Raw genomic sequence first — 22,087 nt, forward strand, 5'->3', positions numbered from 1 at the left:
CACGGCGCACACTGCCAGCCCCCTCAGTCCTTGAACACCGGCGCCCGCTTCTGCATGTTCGCCGTCATCGCTTCCGTCAAATCCTGGCTCATCAGCATCGCCGCGTTCCAGGTGGCGATGTAGTTCAGGCTGTCGGCCACGCTGTGGTCGCGGGCGTAGGTGATCATTTCCTTGGTGCCGCGGATGGACAGGGGTGACTTGGCGGCGATGGTGGCCGCAATCTCTTGAACCCCGGCGTAGAGCGCCTCGTGGCTTTCAAACACACGGTTCACCAGGCCGATCTTCTGCGCTTCTTCGGCGTCCATCTTGCGGCCGGTGTAGGCCAGCTCGCGGGTGATGCCGTCGCCCACAAGCTTGGGCAGGCGCTGCAGGGTGCCCACGTCGGCGGTCATGCCGATGTCGATTTCCTTGATGGTGAAAAACGCATCGGCGCTGGCGTAGCGCATGTCCGCACAGGTGACGAGGTCGATGCCGCCGCCAATGCAGCCACCGTGGATGGCGGCCAGCACCGGCTTGCGGCAACGCTCCAGGCTGGTCAACGTGTCTTGCATATCCAGAATCATGCGGCGCAGCGACTCGCGCATGCGGCCATCACAGTCATTGGCAATCTGCGGGCCGATGCCCATCATCATTTGCAGGTCGATGCCGGCGCAGAACAGCTTGCCCTCGCCCTGCAACACCGCCACGCGTGCTTCGGGTGTGCGGTCCACCCACTCAAAGGCTTGGCGGATTTCCTGCCACATGGTGGCGTTCATGGCGTTGGCCTTGTCGGGGCGGTTCAGGCGGATGGTGGCAATGTGCGCATCCAGCGTGACCTTCAGAGTTTCAAATTGCATGGCTATCTCCTGTTTTTAAGTGTTTTAGGCCTCTAGCCCCCGTGGAATATGCGCGGGCAGCTACTAAAACAATAGCGTTTTTCAGTTGTCGCGATCAGGTCTTGGCGGGCTTCATCATCGCTAGGTAGGGTGCCAGGCGCTTGCCCATCTCGTCGCCCAGTGCTTGCAGGCCGCTCATGGGGCGCACCATCACTTCAAAGTCGGTGATCTTGCCCTCGGCGTCAAACTGCACCATGTCAATGCCCTTGAGCTCTTTGCCGTTCACCTTGGCGCTGAACTCCAGCACCAGGCTGTGGCCGTCGGCACTGGCCAGCTCGCGGTGGTACTTGAAGTCTTCAAACACCTGCACCACGTTGGTCAGAATGACCTGCACCGCCTGCGAGCTGGGGTAGGGCGTGTGGGCCATGGGCGAGCGGAACACCGCCTTGCGGTGCAGGATGGTGGGCAGCTCGGCCAAGTTCTGTTCCGCAATCATCTGGTGCCAGAGCTTGAGGCTGGCGGCCACCGGCGCTGGCAAGGTTTGCGCCAGCGTAGGGGCAGTACCCGCTTCCGCAGCCTTGGCAGGCACAGCGCCAAAGGCCAGCGCCAGTTCGGTGCCTTGCTTGATCGCGCGCTTCGCGTCCAGCTCGGCGGCCACATCGGCACCGCCAATCAGGTGCACGGCCACACCTGCCGCTTGCAGTTCGGCCTGCAGTGCACGCTGCGGGTCCTGGCCCGCGCAGATCACCACGTTGTCCACCGGCAGCACCAGGTCCTTGTCGCCCACGGTGATGTGCAGGCCCGCATCGTCCACCTTGCGGTAAGTCACTCCGTTGATCATTTCCACCTCGCGGTTCTTGAGCGAGGTGCGGTGAATCCAGCCTGTGGTCTTGCCCAGGCCGTCGCCCACCTTGCTGGTCTTGCGCTGCAGCAGGTAGACCTTGCGCGGCGTCTTCTCGATGTGCGCGGGCTTCAGGCCACCGGCGTGGGCAAACGTGGTGTCCACGCCCCATTCGGCAAAGAACTTGGCCTGGTCCAGGCTGGGGCTGGTACCTTCGTGCAGCAGGTACTCGGCGGTGTCAAAGCCAATGCCGCCCGCACCAATCAGCGCCACGGTGTTGCCCACGGGTTTCTTGTCGCGCAGCACGTCCAGGTAGCCCAGCACCTTGGGGTGGGTAATGCCTTCAATCTCTGGCATGCGCGGTGTCACACCGGTGGCCAGCACCACTTGCTTAAAGCCAGCAGTGCTCAGGTCTTGTGCGCTGACTTTTTTGCCCAGCTGCAGCTTCACGCCAGTCAGCTCGATCTGCTTGCCGAAGTAACGCAGGGTCTCGTAAAACTCTTCCTTGCCAGGCACCTGCTTGGCCACGTTGAACTGGCCACCGATCTCGCTGGCCGCATCAAACAGCGTCACATCAAAGCCGCGCTTGGCTGCTTCGGTGGAGAAGGCCAAACCGGCCGGGCCTGCGCCCACCACGGCGATGCGCTCTTGGCTGGGGGCGGGGCTGTCCACCATCAGGGTTTCGTGGCAGGCGCGCGGGTTCACCAGGCAACTGGTGATCTTGCCGCCAAAGGTGTGGTCCAGGCAGGCCTGGTTGCAGCCGATGCAGGTGTTGATCTGGTCGGCCTTGCCCTCAGCCGCCTTTTGCACAAACAGCGGGTCGGCCAGAAAGGGGCGGGCCATGCTCACCATGTCGGCTTGGCCGCTGCTAAGGATTTGCTCGGCCACTTCAGGCGTGTTGACGCGGTTGGTGGCGATCAGTGGAATCTTCACCTTGCCTTTGAGCTGCTCGGTGACCCAGGCAAACGCGGCGCGCGGCACTTTGGTGGCGATGGTGGGAATGCGGGCTTCGTGCCAGCCGATGCCGGTGTTCAGGATGGTGACGCCAGCGGCTTCCAGCGCCTGCGCGAGCTGTACCACCTCTTCTTGGGTAGAGCCGCCTTCCACCAGGTCCAGCATGGAGAGGCGGAAGATGATGATGAAGTTGGCGCCTACCCGCGCCCGCGTGCGGCGCACGATCTCCAGCGGAAAACGAATGCGGTTCTCATAGCTGCCACCCCACGCGTCGTCACGCTGGTTGGTCTGGCGCGCGATGAATTCGTTGATCAGGTAGCCCTCGGACCCCATGATCTCCACGCCGTCGTAGCCCGCGCTTTGCGCCAGGGCGGCGGCGTTGGCGTAGTCCTCAATGGTTTGCTCCACTTCTTCCGACGTCAGTGCATGCGGGCGGAAGGGGCTGATCGGTGCCTTGAGCGCACTGGGCGCCACCAGCTCGGGGTGGTAGGCGTAGCGGCCAAAGTGCAGGATCTGCATGCAAATCTTGCCGCCCGCGGCGTGCACAGCATCCGTCACCACCTTGTGTTTGTCGGCTTCTTTTTGGCTGGTCATGGCGGCACCGCCCGGCATGGGGCGGGCGCGGTCATTGGGGGCAATACCGCCGGTCACGATGAGGCCTACGCCGCCCTTGGCGCGCTCGGCGTAAAAGGCGGCCATGCGGGCAAAACCGTCGCGCGCTTCTTCCAGGCCCACGTGCATGGAACCCATGAGCACGCGGTTCTTCAGCGTGGTGAAGCCCAGGTCCAGCGGGGCGAGCATGTGGGGATACAAGTTGACGGCAGTGGGGGCGGGCACGGGCATAGGGTCTCCTTTGTTGTTGGGTGGCTGCGGGGTCACTATGCAACCAGTTGCAGCGCAGTGTAGAAGTCTAGCCAGTTTTATGCAACTGGTTGCATAGTTAGAGGGCTGCCCTTAGACTCGCCCGCATGTCGCTTGCCCATGCCGTGCTCACCTCCCTGATTGAAAAACCGTCCTCCGGCTACGAGCTGGCGCGCCGGTTTGACAAGTCCATCGGCTACTTCTGGCACGCCACGCACCAGCAGATTTACCGCGAACTGGCCCGCATGGAAGAGAAGGGCTGGATCGTCTCGGACAGTGCGCCCGACGCCGGCGCCACCCGCAAGCGCGAATACCAAGTGCTGCCCGCCGGCCGGGCAGAACTGGTGCGCTGGACGCAGGAGCCCACGGCCCCTACGGATTTACGCGATGAATTCACCGTGAAACTGCGCGCCGATGCGGCCTTGGGTGAGGTGGACTTGAGTGGAGAGCTGCGTGCGCGTATTGCCCAGCACACCGAGCGGCTGGCGCACTACCGTGCGATTGAGGCGCGCGACTTTGCGCGGGGAAATGCGATGCCGCGGGCCAAGCGGCTGCAGTACCTGATCCTGAAGAAAGGGATCATGTACGAGGAGGGGAGCATTGCCTGGGCGACGGAGGCGTTGGGGGTGTTGGAGCTTGGGTGAAGAGGAAATGATAATTTGGTCTTGATTAAATCAACTATGAAATATCTAGCATTCGGTATTTTTTATGGATTATTTGTACTCTCATGGAATGGCTTTTCTTTCCCTCATTTTGACTATGAAAGCATCCATAGTGAAATAGGAGTTGCCAAGTGTGAAGGTGGGCCATCCAACAAGGCAAATGGTGGAACATACGTTGTGAATGACAAGAAATATGTTGGTGATTTTAGTCGTTTGTTTGGTTTTACCTCCACATCTTGTAGCAGCGACTTGATTGGCAACATAGTCGAGATTCGTTGGATTGAATCAACAGATCCTTCCTCGCGTGTTTTGGTGCAAATAAGTGATGTGAAAACTCAAAAAATCTATGGCATTCCAGCCGACGAGAGGCTTGCGCTTTACAAGCATGATGAAAACGATTACGCAGAAGTCTGGATCGTCAAAATATTTGTTGGGGTGATATTTTTTCTAATAATGAGGAAATTCCAATCAAGTAGAAAAAATAAAAAAACTCTTTTGTCTGCCGCTAATTAGCTGTGTTCGAAATAGGGTCCCCAAAACCGCTTTTGAGTAGCTGTTGCCCAAAAGCCCTTTTATTGGGCTTTGGGGTTGAAGTACGTTGTCATTGGCACGATATGGGTGGGCTTACTTGATAGAAGGACTGGCACGCTGGCGGGTCTGTCCGGTCTTAAGCATGTTCAAAGGGCTGATTGTGGCCATGGGGGCGACGTTTCGCAGCCAATCTCCCCGGCCCAAGGCCCGAACGACCGCAATGAGCGTGCGCAGGGTGGAGCCGTTCCCGGATTCCAGATTCTTCAAGGCGCTGACGCTGCAGCCCGCACGTAATGCCAATGTAGCTCGATCAATGTTCTGCTTCAAGCGCAGCGACTTGATCTGCTCTCCTATATCCATTTCGAATTCTTCAATGGTGTTTGCTGTCATATACAAGGGTTTCAAATAAAGCCATTAATCAGGCAAACAGACATTTATGGCTTCTTTTGAAGCCATTGTGGAAAATCAAAATCCGCTAGATCAAACTCTGTTGAATCGGGTGGCTATGAATACGCTAACTCGCTCGTGTACGTCGTCCCCGAGTTCCTTTAAAAAAGAATGCCCATCTCAGACGTTGGGCAGGACCCGGTCGCGCAGCTTGGCCATAATCCAGTCCAGCTCGACCTCACCGAGGTCGCCACGCTCGCTGCGAATTCCTGCATGAACGTACTGCAGGACATCCTCCAGAGACATGTCGGGTCTTCGGAGCCGCTTGTTGGGGACATAGGCAACCAGAGTCTCGACCCAGTTAGCGCAATACATATACCGTTCCTGACGCTCTTCATCGGTCAAGCCGACGACGTAACGTCCCTCAATGAGCCTGGCCGCGAACTTGGGCTGGGCTCCACCTAACGCTGCAGGATAAGGATCACGGGGATAGTCATCTGGCACTACGACGTCCGAGACGGTATTCTCACTGGCGTCTGTCTTGGATTGCTCGGTCATGGCTGTCTCCTGAGGTGTAGTGGCTGAAAACAGGATGGCTATTCCGGCCCAAAGTGCTGACGCAGCTTCCTCTGCAAATCCTGCAAGACGGACGGTTTGCTCAGGCCTTCGATGGGGTCGGTCATGACGTAGTTGTCCCACAGCGGGTCGGGCCAACCTTCATGGTCATCATCCAGCGCAAGCCAAGCAGACGGTTTGCGGCGACCGTAGTCCTGAACTATCTGCTGCCAGCGGGGTAGAGTGCGGAAGTCGTCCTTGTGCATGGCGCTGTGATAGGTCGCACCGATGACACGCTCCCGCAATCCCGGCACAAGCCTTTCCGCCGTATCTGTACATCCGTACTTCAGAACCCAGGAAGTGCTCAGAACAATGCGTATTTCTGGGTAAGGAACCAGCAGGTGCGCCAGAAGACTGGCATGGGCAAACAAATGGTGAGCCGGGCCCATTTGCAGATATGCCCCTTTTTTGGGGTGGACAAGAACATTTTCGTGGTGCAGGACACCATCAAAGTCCAGATACAGGACCTGGCCAGTCAAGGAGAATGATTCGCCGCCCACAGGGAAATCTTTGGGGATATCGGGATACAGCGTGGCATCGGTAGACATGGCAATCCTTGCTGGAACTAGCGCGAATTTCGACCTGCAGCTACACCCCTCGCTCGAAAAGGTGTTTTGTCATTCACCAACTTAGCGCCGAACTGCGAGCGCAACAAACGTTTCACCCTCCTAAATCCCGGTTCAGTCTTGGCTACGGTTTCAGGGGTTTGACCGCCCAGTTCTGAATGGGGTGCATCCAGCCAGCGCCGCGCCCGCTTCATAGATCCAAGAGCCTTGAACGCCAGGCTGTCCAATTCCGTCAGACGTTCGTAATCCGGGCTTCCAAATTCTCGGCCAACCGGCGCAACGCGGTCCCACAGAGCATCCTCTTTGGACACACGATTCATGTCTTGGATTGACACCTTCACACCAGCAGGTAGACGCAGCATGCCCTGGAGATCCGCTGCCGACTTGTCTTTGACCATGGTTGGAACGCGTCCGATCTTGGGCCTGGGTCGCAGGCTGGCCTGGTACAAGTCGAACTTCCATTGCAGTTCCGCCCACAACTCTGGTGGTGTCCCCAGCGCCAAGCCAAGACGAATGGCCATATCTGCCGAAACGCCAGATGCCGCACTAAGCAGGCGCGAGAGCGTGGATCGACCTACCGCCAGTTTCTCAGCTGCCTCAGCCACAGGAACGTCGCCCAGATATTCCCGAAGGACTTCTCCTGGGTGAGGTGGGGCTTTCTGTCGTTTCATCTGAGACATCGAAGGGGGATGCGTGTAGTCTGACCCTATTTCCTAGCTTGACTCGCCGGTGTTGGCATTTCTGATCACTTGCGCAGTGCATCGCGATTGAAGAACTTCAATTCGATATTTTTTTCATCGAGCTTTATGGCGTCGACCGTGCCCTTCAATGAATTGCGAACGTAAAGATCGCCCGTTGCGTCCACCGTGCAAAGGGTGGCGATGTCTTGATTTCTGCAGCGGATGTTGGTGAACTTCAGATTCTCAAGCTCCGAGTGTCGACCGAAGTAGCGGCCGAACACCATCTGCTTGTACTGGACCTCAATTTTCTCCATTGGCGGTGCAACTGATTTTCCGCAGCCGGACATGACCATGGATCCAGACAGCATGCCCACCACCGCAATAGCCCTTGTCAGATTGTTGAACATCTACGGACTCTCCCTTTGAGTTGATAAAACACGCAATGTACGAATTAGTGTGTGTATCAATGAGTATACAAATCTCAAAGTCGGAGGGTGGCAAACAAACCCCTCGATCCCAAACTGTCCTTAGGTCTGCGCGTCAAGGAACTGCGTGCGGAGAAGAAAGTTACCCAGGAAGAACTGGCGGACCGGTGCGATCTGTTTCGCACGTACATGAGCCGTATCGAGTCAGGTTTGGCCAATCCAACGCTGACCGTACTCCACACGCTGGCTCAGGGGTTGGAAGTCAGCCTTATGGAGCTGTTGATGGCTCCAACCGTGGTGCGTCCTCAACGGGTGCGCGCCGTGAAGCCTGTTTCACGAGGCCGGGTGAGTAAGTAGTACAGGGCGGCAGTGGGTGCTGCGTACCACTAATGTCTCAAATGGGGCCAGTTGGAGACATTGAACGACGTCCGCTAACAACCAATGTAACAACCGGCTCTCATCATGTCGGACGACCGACTGTTAGGGTTATCCCTATCAATTTTGGCGCAGATTCACCCGAATGGGGGATGCTCAAGCCGACTCATCTCGTTTACCGTTAGTTCAAGATAGAACAGATATCAAGCCTAAGAATTGCCAAAGTTTTTTCATTAGCTGTTTTACAGGGTTTGCCGTAATCATTCATTCAACCGACGCCTGACTGATCTGCCTAGCTCATACGTTAGACCGAATTGGCCGTTCTCTTCAAACCTACCTAAGGAGCTGTTTATGTTGAATACGCACGAATTCTCAGTAGAAAGCGCGAGCAACGTTGTGAAAGAGGATTTGGGAGGCGTAAATTTTGCGTGGCTGGAGATCACACGGAAATGCAACCTTGAATGCGTGCATTGCTATACAGATTCAAGCCCATATCTAGATTTATACGGTCAAATGACCGATGAACTATGGATGCGGGTAATTTCCGAACTTGCTTCATTGGGGTGCTCCAAAATTCAATTTATCGGTGGAGAGCCGATGTTGCATCCATCATTGAGTAAATTCATCGCTCATGCGAAAGAACAAGGAATACAAAAGATTGAAGTCTTTACCAACGGTACAGTAATAAATGAAAAATGGGCAAACTTCTTTCTTTCAAACTCTGTGAGTGTTGCCACTTCTTACTATGCATCCAATGCTCTAGTACACGAACAAATCACAAAAAAGAAAGGCAGCCACAAGAAAACCAATCAAGGCCTTGGTTTTCTTTCAAAAGTTGGAGTGCCCTTGCGAGTCGAAATAATCGACATCAGCGGAATAAATTCCGACGCGATTTCTCAAGCAAAGTACAGCCTGAGTGAACTTGGAGTTGATTCCATACACGTAGATCAAGTACGCCACATTGGCAGAGGCAGAACCTGCGAAACTGAACTACAGAAAGGGACCTGCGGCAACTGCTGGAATCATAAAGTGTGCATCACGAACACCGGAACGATCTTCCCATGTGTCATGAGTCGTACGACGCAGCTTGGCAATGTCCTTCATAGTTCATTGGAGGACATTGTTGAGAGTAAGAAAACAATATCGTTCCGCACAAAATACAAGGCACAGATAGCTCACCTCGCATCCTGTCCTCCCAGTGACGATTGCAGCCCTGACAATGGCGCATGTGGGCCCGATAACTGTTCTCCGGGTGATGCGGGAGAGGATTGTGGCCCTGACACACGGTGATGCAGGGGCAGACTACAGTTGCCTCATGGCGCATACGCCTAGCCCGACAGTCGAAAAGTTCTGCCACAAGCCGGGCTGTGACTCCCTGTGCGTCCCTCCGTCCGTTCTTCACTTCTACGTTGACGACTGCTTGAGATTACCAAGTAGGCAACATCAGCCAGTGCACCACATTTGTACCAGATGGATGGTGGAGTAGATAGGAGGCGCGAGGCGCATGCTAAGCTCAAACCAGCTTACGATAGCCACTCAGGCCGCCCAAGGCTTACGTGGCTTCTGAGCCGCATGCGTGCAATTGCAATGAACCACCTTCGCAACTTGTCCGAATGAACGGTTCCGGAATCGACACAAGCGCCCTACTGACAATGTTGGGCCTCATCGCTGCTGTTTGGGCGTTAGTACCGTCCACTGCCAGGCTCAGCTTCCAGCTCAGTCTGTCGCGGTTGGATTGGGCAGTCATCTGGGGCACGCTGTTCGCAATCCACGCGCTGTATTTCGAGCCTGTGCTGCGCGACCGAGGGCTCTATTGGGTCATTGGGCCGTGGCGCTGGGGCTTCGACAAAGGAGGAGCGCAGTATCTGCTCTTTCTGGTGCTCGCTGGATTCGTCTACCTGCGATCGCGGCGAACGCGATTGAATCGAAGAAACCTTCCCCTATTTGAGAAGCTGGTGACCTCCTTGCTTCATTCCCGCAAATTCGAGGAGCTTGTCCCCCTTATGGATCACCATCTCGATGCGACGCTGGCTTTTGCAAATGCGGAAAGCATTCGTGGTCGAGTGGCGACTTGGCTACAGCCGTCTCTGCCTCCAATAGTCATGGCCATGGGTGAAGACGGGCGAATTTCGATTCGTTCTGCAAGCCAGAGCAGACTTGCTCGACTTGAGCGTTGGCTCAGAATAACGATAGCGAGCGCAATTGGCCCGGCGAAAGGTTATCGTCAACGAGCCCGGATGGTCGTACGGATATTGCTGTCGTCAAGAGATTTCGTCGCCTATTTGGCTGTGGTCAGGCCCTACTTGTGCCTCAACGTGGTAGAGCGAGTGGGAATGATCATCGAGGAATTCGAGGACGATTTCTTCGAGGCATTGCTGGCCAACGAGGGTAGCATTCTTTACTCAGAGTTGAAGAACAGCCAGAACCTCAATGGCGGAGACGGACATCGGCGTGCAATTCCGGAGGAAAACCGGTTGTTGGCGTTCTATCTCAAGGATGTCAAGGTCGCTGCCAAACTTGGTGTGTACCGCTCCGTGGGTGAAGCAGTCTTATCGCGGATCAACGTCGATGATGCGTTGCTGGCAAAGTTGAACGGCCCAATGTTCACGTACCAGGAAACTGGCAAGTACCGCTGCCCGGTCTTCGCTGGGATCGGCTTCTTCGAAATCATGGTCCTCGAAGGGCTTCATCAACGCCTCCCTGACCATCTTTGGCTTCACTATTTCCCGCACTTCAGTCGGAAGCTTGTGTCACGAGCCAGGGACCTTCGGCCAGACGACCAGAACCACGAGTTCCCGACGCCTCTCTGCTACTTGCTCTACGAACTGGTAGCTGCCACCAGGGATTGGATCGATGACGGAATCCGGCTTACGGAAGGTGATGCGTTGGTTGACCCCGATGCGCGTGACGGTATGCACATCCTCATCTCGTTTGAAGCAGCCCAGGCAACGGGTCGCATATTGGAGCCGATATTGTGTTCGCCTCAGCTCACGCAAGGTTTGAAGGTTGAGCTATTGACGGTGATGGTGCGGATGCTTGCAGAACTGCGCCACCACCCACGGCTGGCTCGTCTCGAATCCGCATTGCGTGAGAGCTTGATTACGCCATACGACACTTCAATCAATGCTCGTTATGTGAGTGAGCTTCGCAGAAGCTTTGACGAGGTGGATCATGTGCTCAGAGCCGAGTTGCATAGCTTCGACCTTGCGTTGGCGGATGCCGAAGAGAAGGCGCAGGGTTGGTAGGTGAGTGATGCCGAGGCCGCCGCAGAAGTATTTTGTCCGAACGAGGATCAGGCGCAGAACAGCTTGTTGAATTGGCCAGCTTGGCGGTGCTGCGCTGCGGATCTTTGTCGACTCGCAATTCAGGGGAGGTATCCGATTAGGTGATACTAGGGTCAATGAATATAAGGTGTCTGCGCCCCCTCAGTTCGGTTGATTTTTCGTGGGCGAAAGGCGTTTGCTCGCGACAGCCCAGTGAGCAAAGAGGCATGCATGAGTGAAGACATTCAGATTGCCCCGATGGTTTTACCCGGTTTCGCGGCAGAAGTGGCACGGGTCCTGCGCGGTGTCGACGAACTTTTTCATCGGGTCAACGGAGCTATTCCGCCTGACCAGAAAGTCCTTGCGCTCTCACCAGACACGCCTTCACGGGATGCGATTAAGCTGCTGGCGGAACGCTTCTATTCACAGGCTCCAGTGGCTTTGGGCAACAAGGTACTGGGCGTGTTTTCCTTTCGATCATTTGCCCAAAGATCTGCGGAGTACTCACTGGAGACGTTAAACAAGCAAAAGCATGCACCCGGGGACCTCACAGTAGAGGAGTGTATGGAGAAGTTCGACTTCGCAAACTTAAGCGACGAACTCAACAAGCATTTTGATTCCCTGGAGCGTGACAATGGCGTCCTTGTCGGTGTACCCAGCAACTTAATTGCGATCTTGACGCCGATGGATGTGCTTCGCTACCTTTATCGAATAGCTAGTCCATTTGTGGCGTTATCGGAAATTGAGTTGTCCTTGCGAACACTCATCCGTAGCGCAGCCACCGATGAAAAAATTAGGGAATTAGCCGCGTTAATTTTCGCGCGTCAAGTAGGGGCGGATGGCCATGTTCCAGAAACGCTCGAGGAGATGACTTTCGACAACTACCGACTGCTTGTAGCCAGCGGTAACACCTGGCCGATCTTTCAGGGGGCATTTGGAGGTTCAAGAGAGCGTGTAAGCGCGAAACTGAAGGACGTCGGTGAGCTTCGCAACACCCTGTTCCACTTCAAACGTCCAATCGCAGATGTCGAAACACAAGGCATAGTCCTCGTCCGAGATTGGCTGCTGAGTAGAGTCGAGCAACTGACCTCGAAGGTTCAGGGGGAGGGCAAATGACTGACTCTATCTCACGCCCCCTGTTTGGGTATCAAGCGCACTTTATTGCGGATTGGTCGGCTTCGTCGCACCGCCGCGCGGCCTTGGTTTGGCCGGCAGGTGCAGGTGCAATTAGCACAATTTTGGCGCTCCTATATCAGCTTCCCCAGCATCAGCGCGTTCTGATCGTTGCCGATCGGCAGGAACTGGCACAGCAGTTCATCTACTCTCAGCGAGACCACGAGGTATCGATACGTGCAGTTGACGGGTATACGTATCGAGAAATGCAGAGCGCTTTGGATGCCAACTCGTCGATTTGGACTGAGAGCCAAGTCTATGTGTTGACTTCATCGCTCGCGTCACAATCGGACGTCGGTTTCAGTCTCCAGCGCCAACCTTGGGACATGTTGATCTTCCTGGACACGACAAATGCTTTGACATTGCGGCTGGTTGAGTCTTTCTCGACCGATGCGACTCGTGTCCTATGGAAGCTAAGACCAGGTGCTGATCCGTTTTCGTTGGATACCAATATCTGGATGATCAATCATTTGACAGTCAGAGAGTTAAGTCGCGACCGAGGTCTTCCCGTGAGTGAAGCCCCATATGTGCTTGTTAGAGCTCTCACTAGTGAGCCGACTGCTCAGGAGCGCTTCGTCGCGAATCTCATAGACAAACTTATCACGATGACCAAAGGGACTAGTGCGGAAAGATTAGCGACGTCCCTGCGCGCACGATGGATTTCCAGCCCGGCTGCACTCGAAAGCGGCCTGCGCCGTCTGGAGGCCGAGATAAGTACGCAATGGCCACTCTGGGAAACTTTGGCGGAGGACGGTGAGGGCGATCTACCTTCCGATATGGACTTACAGAATGCGGGAGAGCCGTCTGCCGCCCGGCGGATTGTTAAAGAATGCATCGGCGCACTCGACGCCTTGCCTGACGACGGGAAACTCGAGAATCTTCTTGACTATTTGCGTTCACGGGACTCCAAACAATCCACCACCATCTTCGTTCGGTATCGGGACACAGGCGCTTATTTATTTGCTGCGCTCGAAGACCAAGGGGTTCGGTGCATGTCAGTCAACGGGGCAATGCCGTACACCGACGTCCGGCTCAGGATGCAGAGGTTTCTTGAAGAGCCCGGTCAGGTACTCATCATGACCACAGCTATGCTGGTCGGTTCTGATCTTAGTAGGGTCAGAAACTTGGTTTTGTATGACGCTCCAGCAAGTCGCGAGGTAATGTCGCAAATGCTTGCCAAGTTTCACCTGATTGGTTTGCCACAACTGCATGTCACCGTCATCGCTGATCAATGGACTGCACACAGGACTGCAGATTTAATTCAGCAAGCCGGTCAATTCGCTGCGTGACCTGCAATGACGTCTGCTCTATCGCATTGAGTCTGCCGTTTTCAAATACCGCTTTGGGTGGCGGATTCAACCGGTCGATGCAACACACCCGCTTAACATTTCAGCGGGTGTATGGAGCCGCGCGTCTTGTGCGGCCTTTGGCCAAACCACAGATCATCGTTGTCTGACGTCCCCTTGACTTCAATCCACTCTGGCCAAAGAGCGACTAATTCATCGACCAATCAAGGTCTCGTAAGATGAATCCCAGTGCTTGTAGTGCGAACTCCGCGTCTTCCTCGACGATGGGACGATATCCCTTTTGACGCTGCGCGTTGCTCTTGTTTCGACTGTGGAGCTTCGCGCACACTTTGCCCAAGTTGCCGGCGCAAATCTTTTCGTGCGGAGCAGCTTCTACTGTAGCGGCGATTTTGGCGAGCTCGTTTCCAATCACGGCGTCGGGAGATCCGTTCTGAGCTAGCCATGATGAAAGGATCGCCTGCATGGCGTCTCGGCAATTGTCCACAACAGAGCCAGGCGACTCCTTGAACGCGGAGTCCAGTACCCGGGCGAGCGCTTGCGTCACTGCTGGCCTGAACCGCTCTTCGAGCTTCTCTGAATCGAGTTCGGGCAGGATTCCATAGACCGACAAGGCTTTGAGCGTCACCATCACGGCGCCGCTGTAAAGCGCCTCGGTTTGCACGACGCGCCACGCGGAGGCTCCATGAGACGAACCGAGAGCCAAGACCAACCCTTGCCCCTGATTCTGCATATGCAGAATCTCGGTGCATGACATGTAGACGAACATCGATTTGCGCGCCGCTTTGTCATAGCCGGGAAGTAGGCCCCTGTCATACGGGTGAGCGGAGACAGTATGCTGCTCGGGCTGCGTGCCTTCCTTTTTTTGATAGAGGCGGCCCCTGCGCGTGCGGCTCACGGCGTCGAACGAATCCTCTCGAAATACTAGCCCGAATGCTTCTGACGGCCCAGGAAGGGACTGCCAATCTGCAGGCTTTTCGATGATCTTGGCGCGTACCACGCTTGGCATCGGGATGGCGGGGATATCAGGGTTGCCTGTTCCCTCGTAGATCAGGCCGGTGTGCTGCTCAATGCCGAGATACATGCGCGCTCCGTGATGTTGTGCTGGAAGTATGACTGCTCTCCGCTTGGTGCGCATTTAACCTAGGACGGCCGAGTGCTACCCCGGACCAGGGGTTGACGATTCCGAAAGTCCGCTAATCGAACCCTGGCTCACCCCCTTCTACATTTGAATCACCGCCGGAATCCATCGCCCCCGTTAACGACGCCCAAACCAATGGCTAACTCTCAATACCCCAACAGGAGATCCAAGACGCGTTGATCAAGCTCGCACCGCCTATTTCCAGCGATCCAATAGCGGCACCAAGGTCAGCGACAGTTCGCGATTTTCACCGATACGCGCCTTGTAATCTTCCAACTCCTGCATCAGACTCGCCAAGTGATCGACATCCCGTGGAAAAATAGACGCAAACACTGCGGCATCGACTTGCCGAGGTCCATGACGGAGCGTATTTTTGAAAAGAGCTGTTGTAAAGCGGCGGTCCGTGTTTCCCTGCAAGGCCGATAGTCGCCTGCCAATCGCCGCATAGAAAGCCCCACGAGATTCAGTTGACATGAATGCCAAGCCAATATCCGCTGCCGCTCCGCCCGCATGTCTTGTCGCAAATGCCAGCGAGATACCATCATTGAGCTGAGTCTGGTCCCTCGCAGCTTCTAGCGTTGCCAGCATGGCCTTTGACTGACCTACGGATTCTGCGAGTTCGAGTGACGCAATGACCCAGTTGTGCACGATAGCGGGTTCTGCGGGCTGCTTGCGCAAAAGTGCAAGGGGCGCAAATATCGATGGATGCTCAATCGCCGTATTCCAGACCCTTTGTAGCTCTGCAGATAACTCGGCGAGCGAACGATCAAAAGCTTCTACCGGCATAGCAGACTCTCTGCATATATCTGTGCGATATGCAACTAGGTACCTGATTGGCGTGTACGCTGGGCCGAAACTCAACGCAGACTTGCCATTCACCCCTGAAGCGAGAATCCTGCCCAAATTTTCCAGCACGCGGGCAATTGCCTTTTTACCGGCCACTTTTGGAGCAACCAGTAACGCCATCATGTTATTTACGGCGTTGCTTGCATTGATCGTAGAAGCCTTCTCAAGTGCCTGTTTAACCAACGATTCGTATTGATTTTCGACGCCCTGGGCATGCAACAGGACGGGAGGATAACGATTCAGAGAAAAGATGATATCGGCCGCGTATGTTCCATCGCTGTCGCCACCATTAAATTTGAGGACTTCTCGTACGATCTCGCTACCGAGTTCGCTGTCACGTTCAGCGAGGTTTCCAACGCACTCTTCACCGAGCAGTCGGATCGCAGGCTTCGCAATCACCCAATTTCCATCTGATGCGTGTGTTTTCTTCAGCAACGCCACTACAGCACTCACCACGCTCTTGAGCCCTTCATTTGTGAATACAGGAGCGCACTCTGTTGCCAGCCGCAATGCTACATCCTCACCCGTCCAGTAACCAGTGCCGCCTATGCGCCGAGCAAGTACATTCGCCAACTCATCGCGGATACCAGAGCGAAATTCAGGACGACGCTTACAAATATCAAGAACGGCCTCAAAGCATGTCTGAAAGTCGGCGCCGTCCTTGCGAAAATTGGAATTCGAATCTGAGCCAATGCGGATCAGATAATTAAGCATCAGAGTGGCAAGAGTGCCACGTCCCACACCGATGTTGCGTGCCCATTCGGCAAAAAGCGCTATGGCGACAGTTCGACGATGCTTGCAGGCACCCGCATGAGCCTCAGCATGTTCAATGACAAATTGACACAACGTGTCATCCACGCACGCGTCAAGCAAATCTTCGGACCATCGTACTTCCTTCGCCCAATCCGAGCTTTCACCTTCAACGAGCAAACCGATGGCGAGCTTAAATGTCGCAGCATCGTACGATTTACGCGACATCAAATCTTCGATCAGACAAGACGCGAATTGACACTTGGTCGTTTTGCTCGCTGTAAGTAGACCGAGTGCGGTCTGGCGGCGGAGTGTCGACCAAAACCAGGTCTCTGCTGTGGAGAATTTCTTTGCCCTCCACGACGCCAACGCGTGCTCAGTCGTATGCGACTCAGCGAGCAATGGCGCAAGCAGTATTGCGCTGCGCGTATCTTCTTGAAAGATATCTTCACTCGAACGAACCCGGGCGGCGTATTCGTCTAATCCGGCATTAGCTAACACCATTGTCTGCTCGCCCACAGGATCGTTCAGCAGATCCGCCAGCATTTTCTGCCCGGCCCCGTACCCATCAGTGATGGTCGCAGAGGCGGCCAGTGATTGATTGATGGAAGCCTTCATTGCCAAAGCAAAGTCGCTCAGCTTCTCTGGCTCTGTAAGCTTCAGGAGTTCGGCCTTCGCATGCTCATGTAGTTTTGCGGCCACGTCCCATCTATCGCGATCACAGAAGAGGTCGCCGAGATGCTTGAGCGTCGCAATCCGGAGCTGAGAATTGATGTCGGTCAGAACCAAATCTACATCTTTGAGCAATTGATCAATCTCTACCGCACTCGATATGTCCGAACAGGAAGCACATACTGAAAGTGCATCGTAAACTGATTTCAACCCAGCTTGAACGTACTCATCCTCCGGAAGCGCTTTGACAACGTGAAGCAGGTCACCCCCTCCAAGATTGAACGCGAACTGCAACGCGGCAGGCGGGAGTGCAGCCTCCTTCGTCAACGACTCATTTGCGAACAAGGTCTCTTCGTCGTTCTGCCATACGATTCGCTGCACGTACTGTTGCAGATGGCTGGCTAGTTGCGTAGAACAAGCCCTAGGACGGACAACCCAGGTTTCCATAAAGGCGTTGCCACCTCCGAGCCGCTCGTCGACAAGTTCTTCGAGCGAAAGTTGACCATCGCTCATTTCATGAACCATCGTCGCGCATAGCGAGCGAATACTCGAAGCAGGCAAGAAATGCCTCAGGGCGATCCAGGGCAACCAGTTGTTCTCAAACTTCATGGCAGATACTAATCGGGCGTCCGTGACCATCTTCAAGAATCCTTTGCTTAGCCATGCTGAGGGGCATTCATTGTTTCATCGCGTACCGCGCGCACATCGAGCTTCGTCAGACCAGGGAACCTACCACCGACTGGGTTGTCTCGAACCAGGCGCGGCAGGGTGAAACCTAGGGCCCTTGCGACATGTGGTGCCGATTCGCTCATGTCATCAAGACAAACAAGGTTAAGGCGATTCTTACCGTCCTTGGATACGGCGCCGTTATCTGCGCTCTCTATTCCGAATCCGGCTATGCATTTCCACTCGTCCGCCAAACCGTGTTCATGTTTCCCATAAGACCACATTGACACTCCCACCGGATATGAACCTGTAGGAAATGGCACGGGCATACAAGCGCCGGATAACCCGCCCTTTTGAGTGCCGACTTCATCAAAATTCGCCATAACAAAGCTCGCAAAATGATGCCGGAAGCATTCGTCCCGTTTTCCAGCGTCCAGAAACGCCGACTCGAAATCGGGCTTCCATCGTCGCCGCTTTCCTTTCCCATGAGCAACTTCACCTACCGGTGTGCACAACGATAACGATACGATATCGATGTGATCTGCGGGAAGCCTAGGAAAATGAGCCGCACTGCTATCGGCGAATGCTTTAATTGGATTTGGAATCATCGAATCGGTCGGCAATGACAAGGCGTCAGAACAAATCAAAGGCTGAATCGTCACGGACATATATTTACTGTTCGGTGGAACGAGCGTCACCAAGCTGAGTAAGTTGGCCTCTGTCATATGGGCATCAGGCAGCGCGCTATATTCAACGCCAGCGCGAACCGCTTTGGGATGGAGGCACACCCGCACCCCGCCCTTGCGTTCGACCAAAAACATGCAGCCCAGATTGAAGTGGCCTCCAGGTTTCTGCGTCTTGAACCACCCTTCAAAACCATTGAGATCATCTGCGTGGACACCCTGAATGCCCTTGAGCTCCTTCAGCAGACTCTCGATGTCTCGAAGGGTAAACAGGTGATTGGTGTTTTCCAAGTTGGGCCGCAACCCGACGTGCACACAGCACTGAAAGTCCAGCCTTACAAATCCCTCCATCGCACGGACGAGATCCTCGGCTGCCAAAAACGCTTCTGGGAAAACAATTAGATCTGCCTCTACGGGTTCGCGAACGGCTGCAGAGACATCACCCATGACAGCGTGGCCAGAGGCCGTATCGAAGAAGTCACGCAATACCGCATCGAACACTTCGCCGTGTGTTTCCGGTGCGTAAGCCTTCGGCTCGACTACGTACATACGAAATTGGCGGCTTGACCGCTCGAAAGACCATTGCAGCCAGTTTGTTTCGAAGGTCATCTTAGAATTTATTCTCCCGGGCTTGTGCAACGCGAGCGGTCGCGCGGCACGCCCATTCTATCGATCTACTCATAAATTCGACGCGCAATACATGCTCAGCGCTCACAATGGGGACCGAAGACGATCAGGCTGCCGACAACGCCGCGTGTGATCGTCCGCTCTAGGTCGTTGTGTAACATTAGCGTGATAGTCATGGATGGGTTCAAGTCGCTTTGATGTCTAAGTCTCTCGATCAAAAAATTGCAACCGCTCGGCGCATGGCGCCCCATGAGCTGCCAAAGGCCCGTTTGTGTGCCGAAGTGATTCTGGCGATCAGTGAAGGTGAAGATGCCGTAGCACTGGCCGTGACCGAACTCAAGAAGGGACTTGGAAATAACTGGTCAATCACGACGGCGATGCAGTTTATGTCTGGTCGCCGCGGTGCCTTCGCCGCTGAATGTGCCCTCCTGCCTGAACGTCCTCGACTCCACCTAGCGCACCTAGTAGCCAAGAAGGTGTGCAGTGATCACGGCTTGGGTGGCGTCAATGCGCCTGACCATGTGGATGTCGCGCAACTTTCCTCTCTAGTTTCAGCTGCTCAAAGGTACGCCGCATGATTCCCGCGGTCCCTGTTCTAGACCTGTACATCTCACGCGTGACAACCGGAGTCTATGAGGTGCATATCGAAGGCCAGGGGGCGTCGTCCACAATGCACGACTCAATCTCCGACGCGCTTATCCACTGCGGCGAGAACATCCATCCGGATTTCACACAATATGTGAACGTCTATTACGGTGGTGTGAGTTCGGGGACGATGGCAGTCACCACGCTCAAACGTGATGCGCAATCTGTTGCGAGTGCGCTCGTTTCCATGTGTGCGGAAGTCGGGTATTCAATGGGGCAAACCTGATTTCGCGTTTTCGATAACTGATCGACCAGAATTGGCAGCCAAGCGACCTAGGGCTCGCAGCCCATCAGAAAGAATTGCGCGATTTCATGCAGGAAGCATATCTGTGTCGCATGGAACTATCCATTTGGTAAACGCGCTTTTTTATAGCCTCATTAGTAAGCATACAAAATCCATCCTATTCAAAGGAGAATAAATTGCATCTATTGAAGGATGGGCGCGCCGCGTTCCTGGAGTTCCTGCGAAATCTAACGTCTCAAACCGTCTTTCTTTCAATTGCCTTTGTTGTCGGGTCGAAGTTGGATTTTCGACGTCTGGATTTCTCAAACATCGCAGTCACAATCATTTTTTGGGTGCCTGTTCTCATCTGGGCTCTAGCTGCATGGGCGAATTCCTCGCTCTTCATCGAGAAATCGTTGGTGGCAGTTGAACGAATTAACCGGGCATCGAGATTGCTTGTTTACAAGCACAAGAAGCCTCGAAATCTTAGACTCATTCAAGCGGCGTTGATGTACTCGTGGAGGAATAAGAAGATCTTCTTTGCCGAGGTGATATTGGTTATGGTGATTGTCGAGTTCGGCCTGGTTGCAGTTGTCGTTTTGGCCGTTACCTCCGCCACGTCCTTACTCAATTTGAAATAAAAGCAAGGGCTGGCCCGTCATTTGAGCAGATATCGAATCGGCAGATGGTCGCCAGTTCTGTTGATTACGGCACTGCATTTCGCGCGTAGACTAGATGGAAATCCGTTTTATCGCCGTTGCACGCAATCCGTGCAACGCGCACAAAAGAACTCAGGTGAGGAGACGTGATGGGTGCATTCTTCAAGTTGGATCACGCCAACATCATGGCGTATGTGACCTCCAGGTCTTACGGCGCACCAAGGGTTCGTAGACGCGATTTGAGCGAGTTTCTGGACGCACTGGCATTCGATGCGAGGCGTTACCTAATTCCCGAGCGGGACTTCGAGTCATGGCCAGAGGAGATCGCCGAAGTGGCTTCGAGGGCAGCTACGCAGCTTCGCGAGACCCGCGACTTCGGAGATAGGGAAACGTTACCTGGACAGGTGGTCGAGCGCATTCTGGAAGGGCTGCGATCTGAACTCTCCGACTACTCGCTCTTTGCTCTTGCCGTTGGTGCCGGCGACCAACTTCGAGAGACTGCCCGGGAGATCGCCAGCGCACGGCTCTACGGCCAATTGCTGGTGCTGATCCCAGAGCAGGACATGATGGAACGGAACTTCGAAGTCCTGGACCCGATCCCGGCATTCTCTGTGGCACTCCATGCCGCCGCAGATTGGCCGGGGTTTGTGTTTTGGACATCTAATGGCGCGAGCGCATTCGCACGTCTTGAAAATGCTAAGGAACTGCTGCGAGAGCTTAAGCGAGGCCAACGCGACGGCAGGCATCCCAGGGGGCCATTCCCGGGCCACCGGGGCTCGGCGGGATTCGATGCCGTACTACGGAATTGGACAAATTCACGGCCAAGCCGAAACCGCCGCCTTCTCCATCTCAGCGATTTGCACTTCGGGACGACAGACGCTACAGAAAACCAGCCTCTGCTCAACGCCGAACTACGTGACATCGTGAAGTCGGTTGACCGAGTTGTTATCACCGGAGACCTGTTCGATACGCCGAACCAGAACTACGCCGCAATGTTCTCGGCCTTTAAACAAAACATTACGCACCTTGCTGGCGGCAGGGAGCCTATTTCGATCACAGGAAACCACGACCAACGGATGATTGGCCTGTTCGGCGCAAACTACAAGCAGGTTGCGCTGATTGGCTCGACGAAGATCGTTGTCGACGAGCAGGCCCACATGATCTTCATCTGCTTCAACTCGTCAGAGAAGGGGAGCTTCGCTCGCGGAAAAATTACAGCGTCGCAATTCAAGCAAGTTGGCGCTGAGTATCGAACCCTCACAGCGGCCAGGCCAGAACTCAAAGAGTTTCTGCCTATCGTCTTGGTGCATCACCACCCGTTCTCGTTCGACGTTCAGCCTGAGACTTGGGTACAGCGCGCGCTTAGTGCTGTCGGGCTCAGAGACGAGGCTTTCCTGGAGATGGTCGATGCCGAGGACCTGCATCGGTGGTGCCTTGATTGGAAGGTCAAGACGATTCTCCACGGACACAAACACAAGGCACGCTACGTGGAGCGCGAGGTCAAACGCGACTCGGAGCGGATGCGTCTAACAGCAATCGGCTGCGGCAGCTCACTCGGCGCTGAAGGTTCGCCGCTATCGTACAACCTACTGGAATGGGCACCCGAAAGTCAGCGATGGGTTGCGTCATTCTATGAAAGTGTGAACGGCGGAGCGTTCCGGGAAGTCGTCGCTTCTGTTTCCCCGGAGAACGCGAATAGACGTTGACAGGCGGCGCCCGCGCA

At 54.9% G+C, this 22,087-nt stretch carries 20 protein-coding genes and 1 pseudogene; 11 read left to right on the top strand and 10 right to left on the bottom strand.

Annotated elements, in window-relative coordinates:
• Window positions 1-23: 23 nt before the first annotated feature.
• Both AC3WS7_RS12315 and AC3WS7_RS12320 read right to left on the bottom strand, forming a co-directional pair.
• Window positions 24-836 carry a crotonase/enoyl-CoA hydratase family protein gene (locus AC3WS7_RS12315; protein WP_492656561.1) on the bottom strand — a complete coding sequence of 271 codons (813 nt, stop codon included), beginning with the start codon at window positions 834-836 and terminating at the stop codon, window positions 24-26.
• A gap of 583 nt (window positions 837-1,419) precedes the next feature.
• A pseudogene (locus tag AC3WS7_RS12320) lies at window positions 1,420-3,453 on the bottom strand (oxidoreductase); the annotation flags it as partial.
• 125 nt (window positions 3,454-3,578) lie between these two features.
• Here AC3WS7_RS12320 and AC3WS7_RS12325 point away from each other — a divergent pair.
• Complete coding sequence (locus tag AC3WS7_RS12325; RefSeq protein ID WP_492656562.1) at window positions 3,579-4,115, top strand: PadR family transcriptional regulator; 537 nt, start codon at window positions 3,579-3,581, stop codon at window positions 4,113-4,115.
• A gap of 15 nt (window positions 4,116-4,130) precedes the next feature.
• The gene (locus AC3WS7_RS12330; RefSeq protein WP_492656563.1) at window positions 4,131-4,646 is read left to right on the top strand and encodes a hypothetical protein; all 516 of its coding nucleotides are present in this window, start codon (window positions 4,131-4,133) and stop codon (window positions 4,644-4,646) included.
• Window positions 4,647-4,757: 111 nt separating this feature from the next.
• On the opposite strand, the gene AC3WS7_RS12335 is transcribed toward AC3WS7_RS12330, so the two are convergent.
• From AC3WS7_RS12335 to AC3WS7_RS12355, 5 genes are all read right to left on the bottom strand, one after another.
• A complete protein-coding gene (locus AC3WS7_RS12335) occupies window positions 4,758-5,054 on the bottom strand; it encodes a helix-turn-helix domain-containing protein (protein WP_492656564.1) in 297 nt (98 codons plus the stop codon).
• A 177-nt stretch (window positions 5,055-5,231) separates the two neighbouring features.
• Complete coding sequence (locus AC3WS7_RS12340; RefSeq protein WP_492656565.1) at window positions 5,232-5,609, bottom strand: hypothetical protein; 378 nt, start codon at window positions 5,607-5,609, stop codon at window positions 5,232-5,234.
• Between the two features lie 38 nt (window positions 5,610-5,647).
• Complete coding sequence (locus AC3WS7_RS12345; RefSeq protein WP_492656566.1) at window positions 5,648-6,214, bottom strand: HAD domain-containing protein; 567 nt, start codon at window positions 6,212-6,214, stop codon at window positions 5,648-5,650.
• Window positions 6,215-6,231: 17 nt separating this feature from the next.
• Window positions 6,232-6,903, bottom strand: coding sequence for a HigA family addiction module antitoxin (locus AC3WS7_RS12350; RefSeq protein WP_492656567.1), 672 nt, complete (start codon window positions 6,901-6,903; stop codon window positions 6,232-6,234).
• Between the two features lie 74 nt (window positions 6,904-6,977).
• A complete protein-coding gene (locus tag AC3WS7_RS12355; protein ID WP_492656568.1) occupies window positions 6,978-7,319 on the bottom strand; it encodes a hypothetical protein in 342 nt (113 codons plus the stop codon).
• An 87-nt stretch (window positions 7,320-7,406) separates the two neighbouring features.
• Between AC3WS7_RS12355 and AC3WS7_RS12360 the strand changes: the two genes are divergently transcribed.
• The 5 genes from AC3WS7_RS12360 to AC3WS7_RS12380 all read left to right on the top strand — a co-directional run bounded on the left by AC3WS7_RS12360 (window position 7,407) and on the right by AC3WS7_RS12380 (window position 13,437).
• A complete protein-coding gene (locus AC3WS7_RS12360; protein ID WP_492656569.1) occupies window positions 7,407-7,694 on the top strand; it encodes a helix-turn-helix domain-containing protein in 288 nt (95 codons plus the stop codon).
• Window positions 7,695-8,063: 369 nt separating this feature from the next.
• The gene (locus AC3WS7_RS12365; RefSeq protein ID WP_492656570.1) at window positions 8,064-9,002 is read left to right on the top strand and encodes a radical SAM/SPASM domain-containing protein; all 939 of its coding nucleotides are present in this window, start codon (window positions 8,064-8,066) and stop codon (window positions 9,000-9,002) included.
• A gap of 362 nt (window positions 9,003-9,364) precedes the next feature.
• Window positions 9,365-10,957 carry a hypothetical protein gene (locus AC3WS7_RS12370; protein ID WP_492656571.1) on the top strand — a complete coding sequence of 531 codons (1,593 nt, stop codon included), beginning with the start codon at window positions 9,365-9,367 and terminating at the stop codon, window positions 10,955-10,957.
• 249 nt (window positions 10,958-11,206) lie between these two features.
• The gene (locus AC3WS7_RS12375) at window positions 11,207-12,091 is read left to right on the top strand and encodes a CBS domain-containing protein (RefSeq protein ID WP_492656572.1); all 885 of its coding nucleotides are present in this window, start codon (window positions 11,207-11,209) and stop codon (window positions 12,089-12,091) included.
• Window positions 12,088-13,437 carry a helicase-related protein gene (locus tag AC3WS7_RS12380; RefSeq protein WP_492656573.1) on the top strand — a complete coding sequence of 450 codons (1,350 nt, stop codon included), beginning with the start codon at window positions 12,088-12,090 and terminating at the stop codon, window positions 13,435-13,437. The genes AC3WS7_RS12375 and AC3WS7_RS12380 overlap by 4 nt, the downstream gene beginning before the upstream one ends.
• A 205-nt stretch (window positions 13,438-13,642) precedes the next feature.
• Here AC3WS7_RS12380 and AC3WS7_RS12385 read toward each other — a convergent pair whose 3' ends face one another.
• The 3 genes from AC3WS7_RS12385 to AC3WS7_RS12395 all read right to left on the bottom strand — a co-directional run bounded on the left by AC3WS7_RS12385 (window position 13,643) and on the right by AC3WS7_RS12395 (window position 18,819).
• Window positions 13,643-14,536: a hypothetical protein gene (locus AC3WS7_RS12385; RefSeq protein ID WP_492656574.1), complete on the bottom strand. Its 894-nt coding sequence runs from the start codon at window positions 14,534-14,536 to the stop codon at window positions 13,643-13,645.
• 252 nt (window positions 14,537-14,788) lie between these two features.
• A complete protein-coding gene (locus tag AC3WS7_RS12390) occupies window positions 14,789-17,470 on the bottom strand; it encodes a hypothetical protein (protein ID WP_492656575.1) in 2,682 nt (893 codons plus the stop codon).
• Window positions 17,471-17,517: 47 nt separating this feature from the next.
• A complete protein-coding gene (locus AC3WS7_RS12395) occupies window positions 17,518-18,819 on the bottom strand; it encodes a hypothetical protein (RefSeq protein ID WP_492656576.1) in 1,302 nt (433 codons plus the stop codon).
• Between the two features lie 215 nt (window positions 18,820-19,034).
• Here AC3WS7_RS12395 and AC3WS7_RS12400 point away from each other — a divergent pair, with 215 nt between their 5' ends.
• The 4 genes from AC3WS7_RS12400 to AC3WS7_RS12415 all read left to right on the top strand — a co-directional run bounded on the left by AC3WS7_RS12400 (window position 19,035) and on the right by AC3WS7_RS12415 (window position 22,070).
• Window positions 19,035-19,415, top strand: a complete 381-nt coding sequence (locus AC3WS7_RS12400) for a hypothetical protein (RefSeq protein ID WP_492656577.1) — start codon at window positions 19,035-19,037, stop codon at window positions 19,413-19,415.
• Window positions 19,416-19,453: 38 nt separating this feature from the next.
• Window positions 19,454-19,708, top strand: a complete 255-nt coding sequence (locus AC3WS7_RS12405) for a hypothetical protein (RefSeq protein WP_492656578.1) — start codon at window positions 19,454-19,456, stop codon at window positions 19,706-19,708.
• A 194-nt stretch (window positions 19,709-19,902) separates the two neighbouring features.
• Window positions 19,903-20,346: a hypothetical protein gene (locus AC3WS7_RS12410; protein WP_492656579.1), complete on the top strand. Its 444-nt coding sequence runs from the start codon at window positions 19,903-19,905 to the stop codon at window positions 20,344-20,346.
• 167 nt (window positions 20,347-20,513) lie between these two features.
• Window positions 20,514-22,070 carry a metallophosphoesterase family protein gene (locus tag AC3WS7_RS12415; RefSeq protein WP_492656580.1) on the top strand — a complete coding sequence of 519 codons (1,557 nt, stop codon included), beginning with the start codon at window positions 20,514-20,516 and terminating at the stop codon, window positions 22,068-22,070.
• The last annotated feature ends 17 nt before the right edge of the window (window positions 22,071-22,087 follow it).

The organism is Rhodoferax sp. EU05-FHT12H12 (assembly GCF_058791215.1).

Coding starts and splice junctions, on each gene's coding strand:
- AC3WS7_RS12415 (WP_492656580.1), top strand. CDS start 20,514: ATGGGTGCATTCTTCAAGTTGGATCACGCCAACATCATGGCGTATGTG.
- AC3WS7_RS12380 (WP_492656573.1), top strand. CDS start 12,088: ATGACTGACTCTATCTCACGCCCCCTGTTTGGGTATCAAGCGCACTTT.
- AC3WS7_RS12385 (WP_492656574.1), bottom strand. CDS start 14,536: ATGTATCTCGGCATTGAGCAGCACACCGGCCTGATCTACGAGGGAACA.
- AC3WS7_RS12370 (WP_492656571.1), top strand. CDS start 9,365: ATGTTGGGCCTCATCGCTGCTGTTTGGGCGTTAGTACCGTCCACTGCC.
- AC3WS7_RS12390 (WP_492656575.1), bottom strand. CDS start 17,470: ATGAAGTTTGAGAACAACTGGTTGCCCTGGATCGCCCTGAGGCATTTC.
- AC3WS7_RS12355 (WP_492656568.1), bottom strand. CDS start 7,319: ATGTTCAACAATCTGACAAGGGCTATTGCGGTGGTGGGCATGCTGTCT.
- AC3WS7_RS12345 (WP_492656566.1), bottom strand. CDS start 6,214: ATGTCTACCGATGCCACGCTGTATCCCGATATCCCCAAAGATTTCCCT.
- AC3WS7_RS12350 (WP_492656567.1), bottom strand. CDS start 6,903: ATGAAACGACAGAAAGCCCCACCTCACCCAGGAGAAGTCCTTCGGGAA.
- AC3WS7_RS12315 (WP_492656561.1), bottom strand. CDS start 836: ATGCAATTTGAAACTCTGAAGGTCACGCTGGATGCGCACATTGCCACC.
- AC3WS7_RS12335 (WP_492656564.1), bottom strand. CDS start 5,054: ATGACAGCAAACACCATTGAAGAATTCGAAATGGATATAGGAGAGCAG.
- AC3WS7_RS12340 (WP_492656565.1), bottom strand. CDS start 5,609: ATGACCGAGCAATCCAAGACAGACGCCAGTGAGAATACCGTCTCGGAC.
- AC3WS7_RS12365 (WP_492656570.1), top strand. CDS start 8,064: ATGTTGAATACGCACGAATTCTCAGTAGAAAGCGCGAGCAACGTTGTG.
- AC3WS7_RS12400 (WP_492656577.1), top strand. CDS start 19,035: ATGTCTAAGTCTCTCGATCAAAAAATTGCAACCGCTCGGCGCATGGCG.
- AC3WS7_RS12325 (WP_492656562.1), top strand. CDS start 3,579: ATGTCGCTTGCCCATGCCGTGCTCACCTCCCTGATTGAAAAACCGTCC.
- AC3WS7_RS12375 (WP_492656572.1), top strand. CDS start 11,207: ATGAGTGAAGACATTCAGATTGCCCCGATGGTTTTACCCGGTTTCGCG.
- AC3WS7_RS12395 (WP_492656576.1), bottom strand. CDS start 18,819: ATGACCTTCGAAACAAACTGGCTGCAATGGTCTTTCGAGCGGTCAAGC.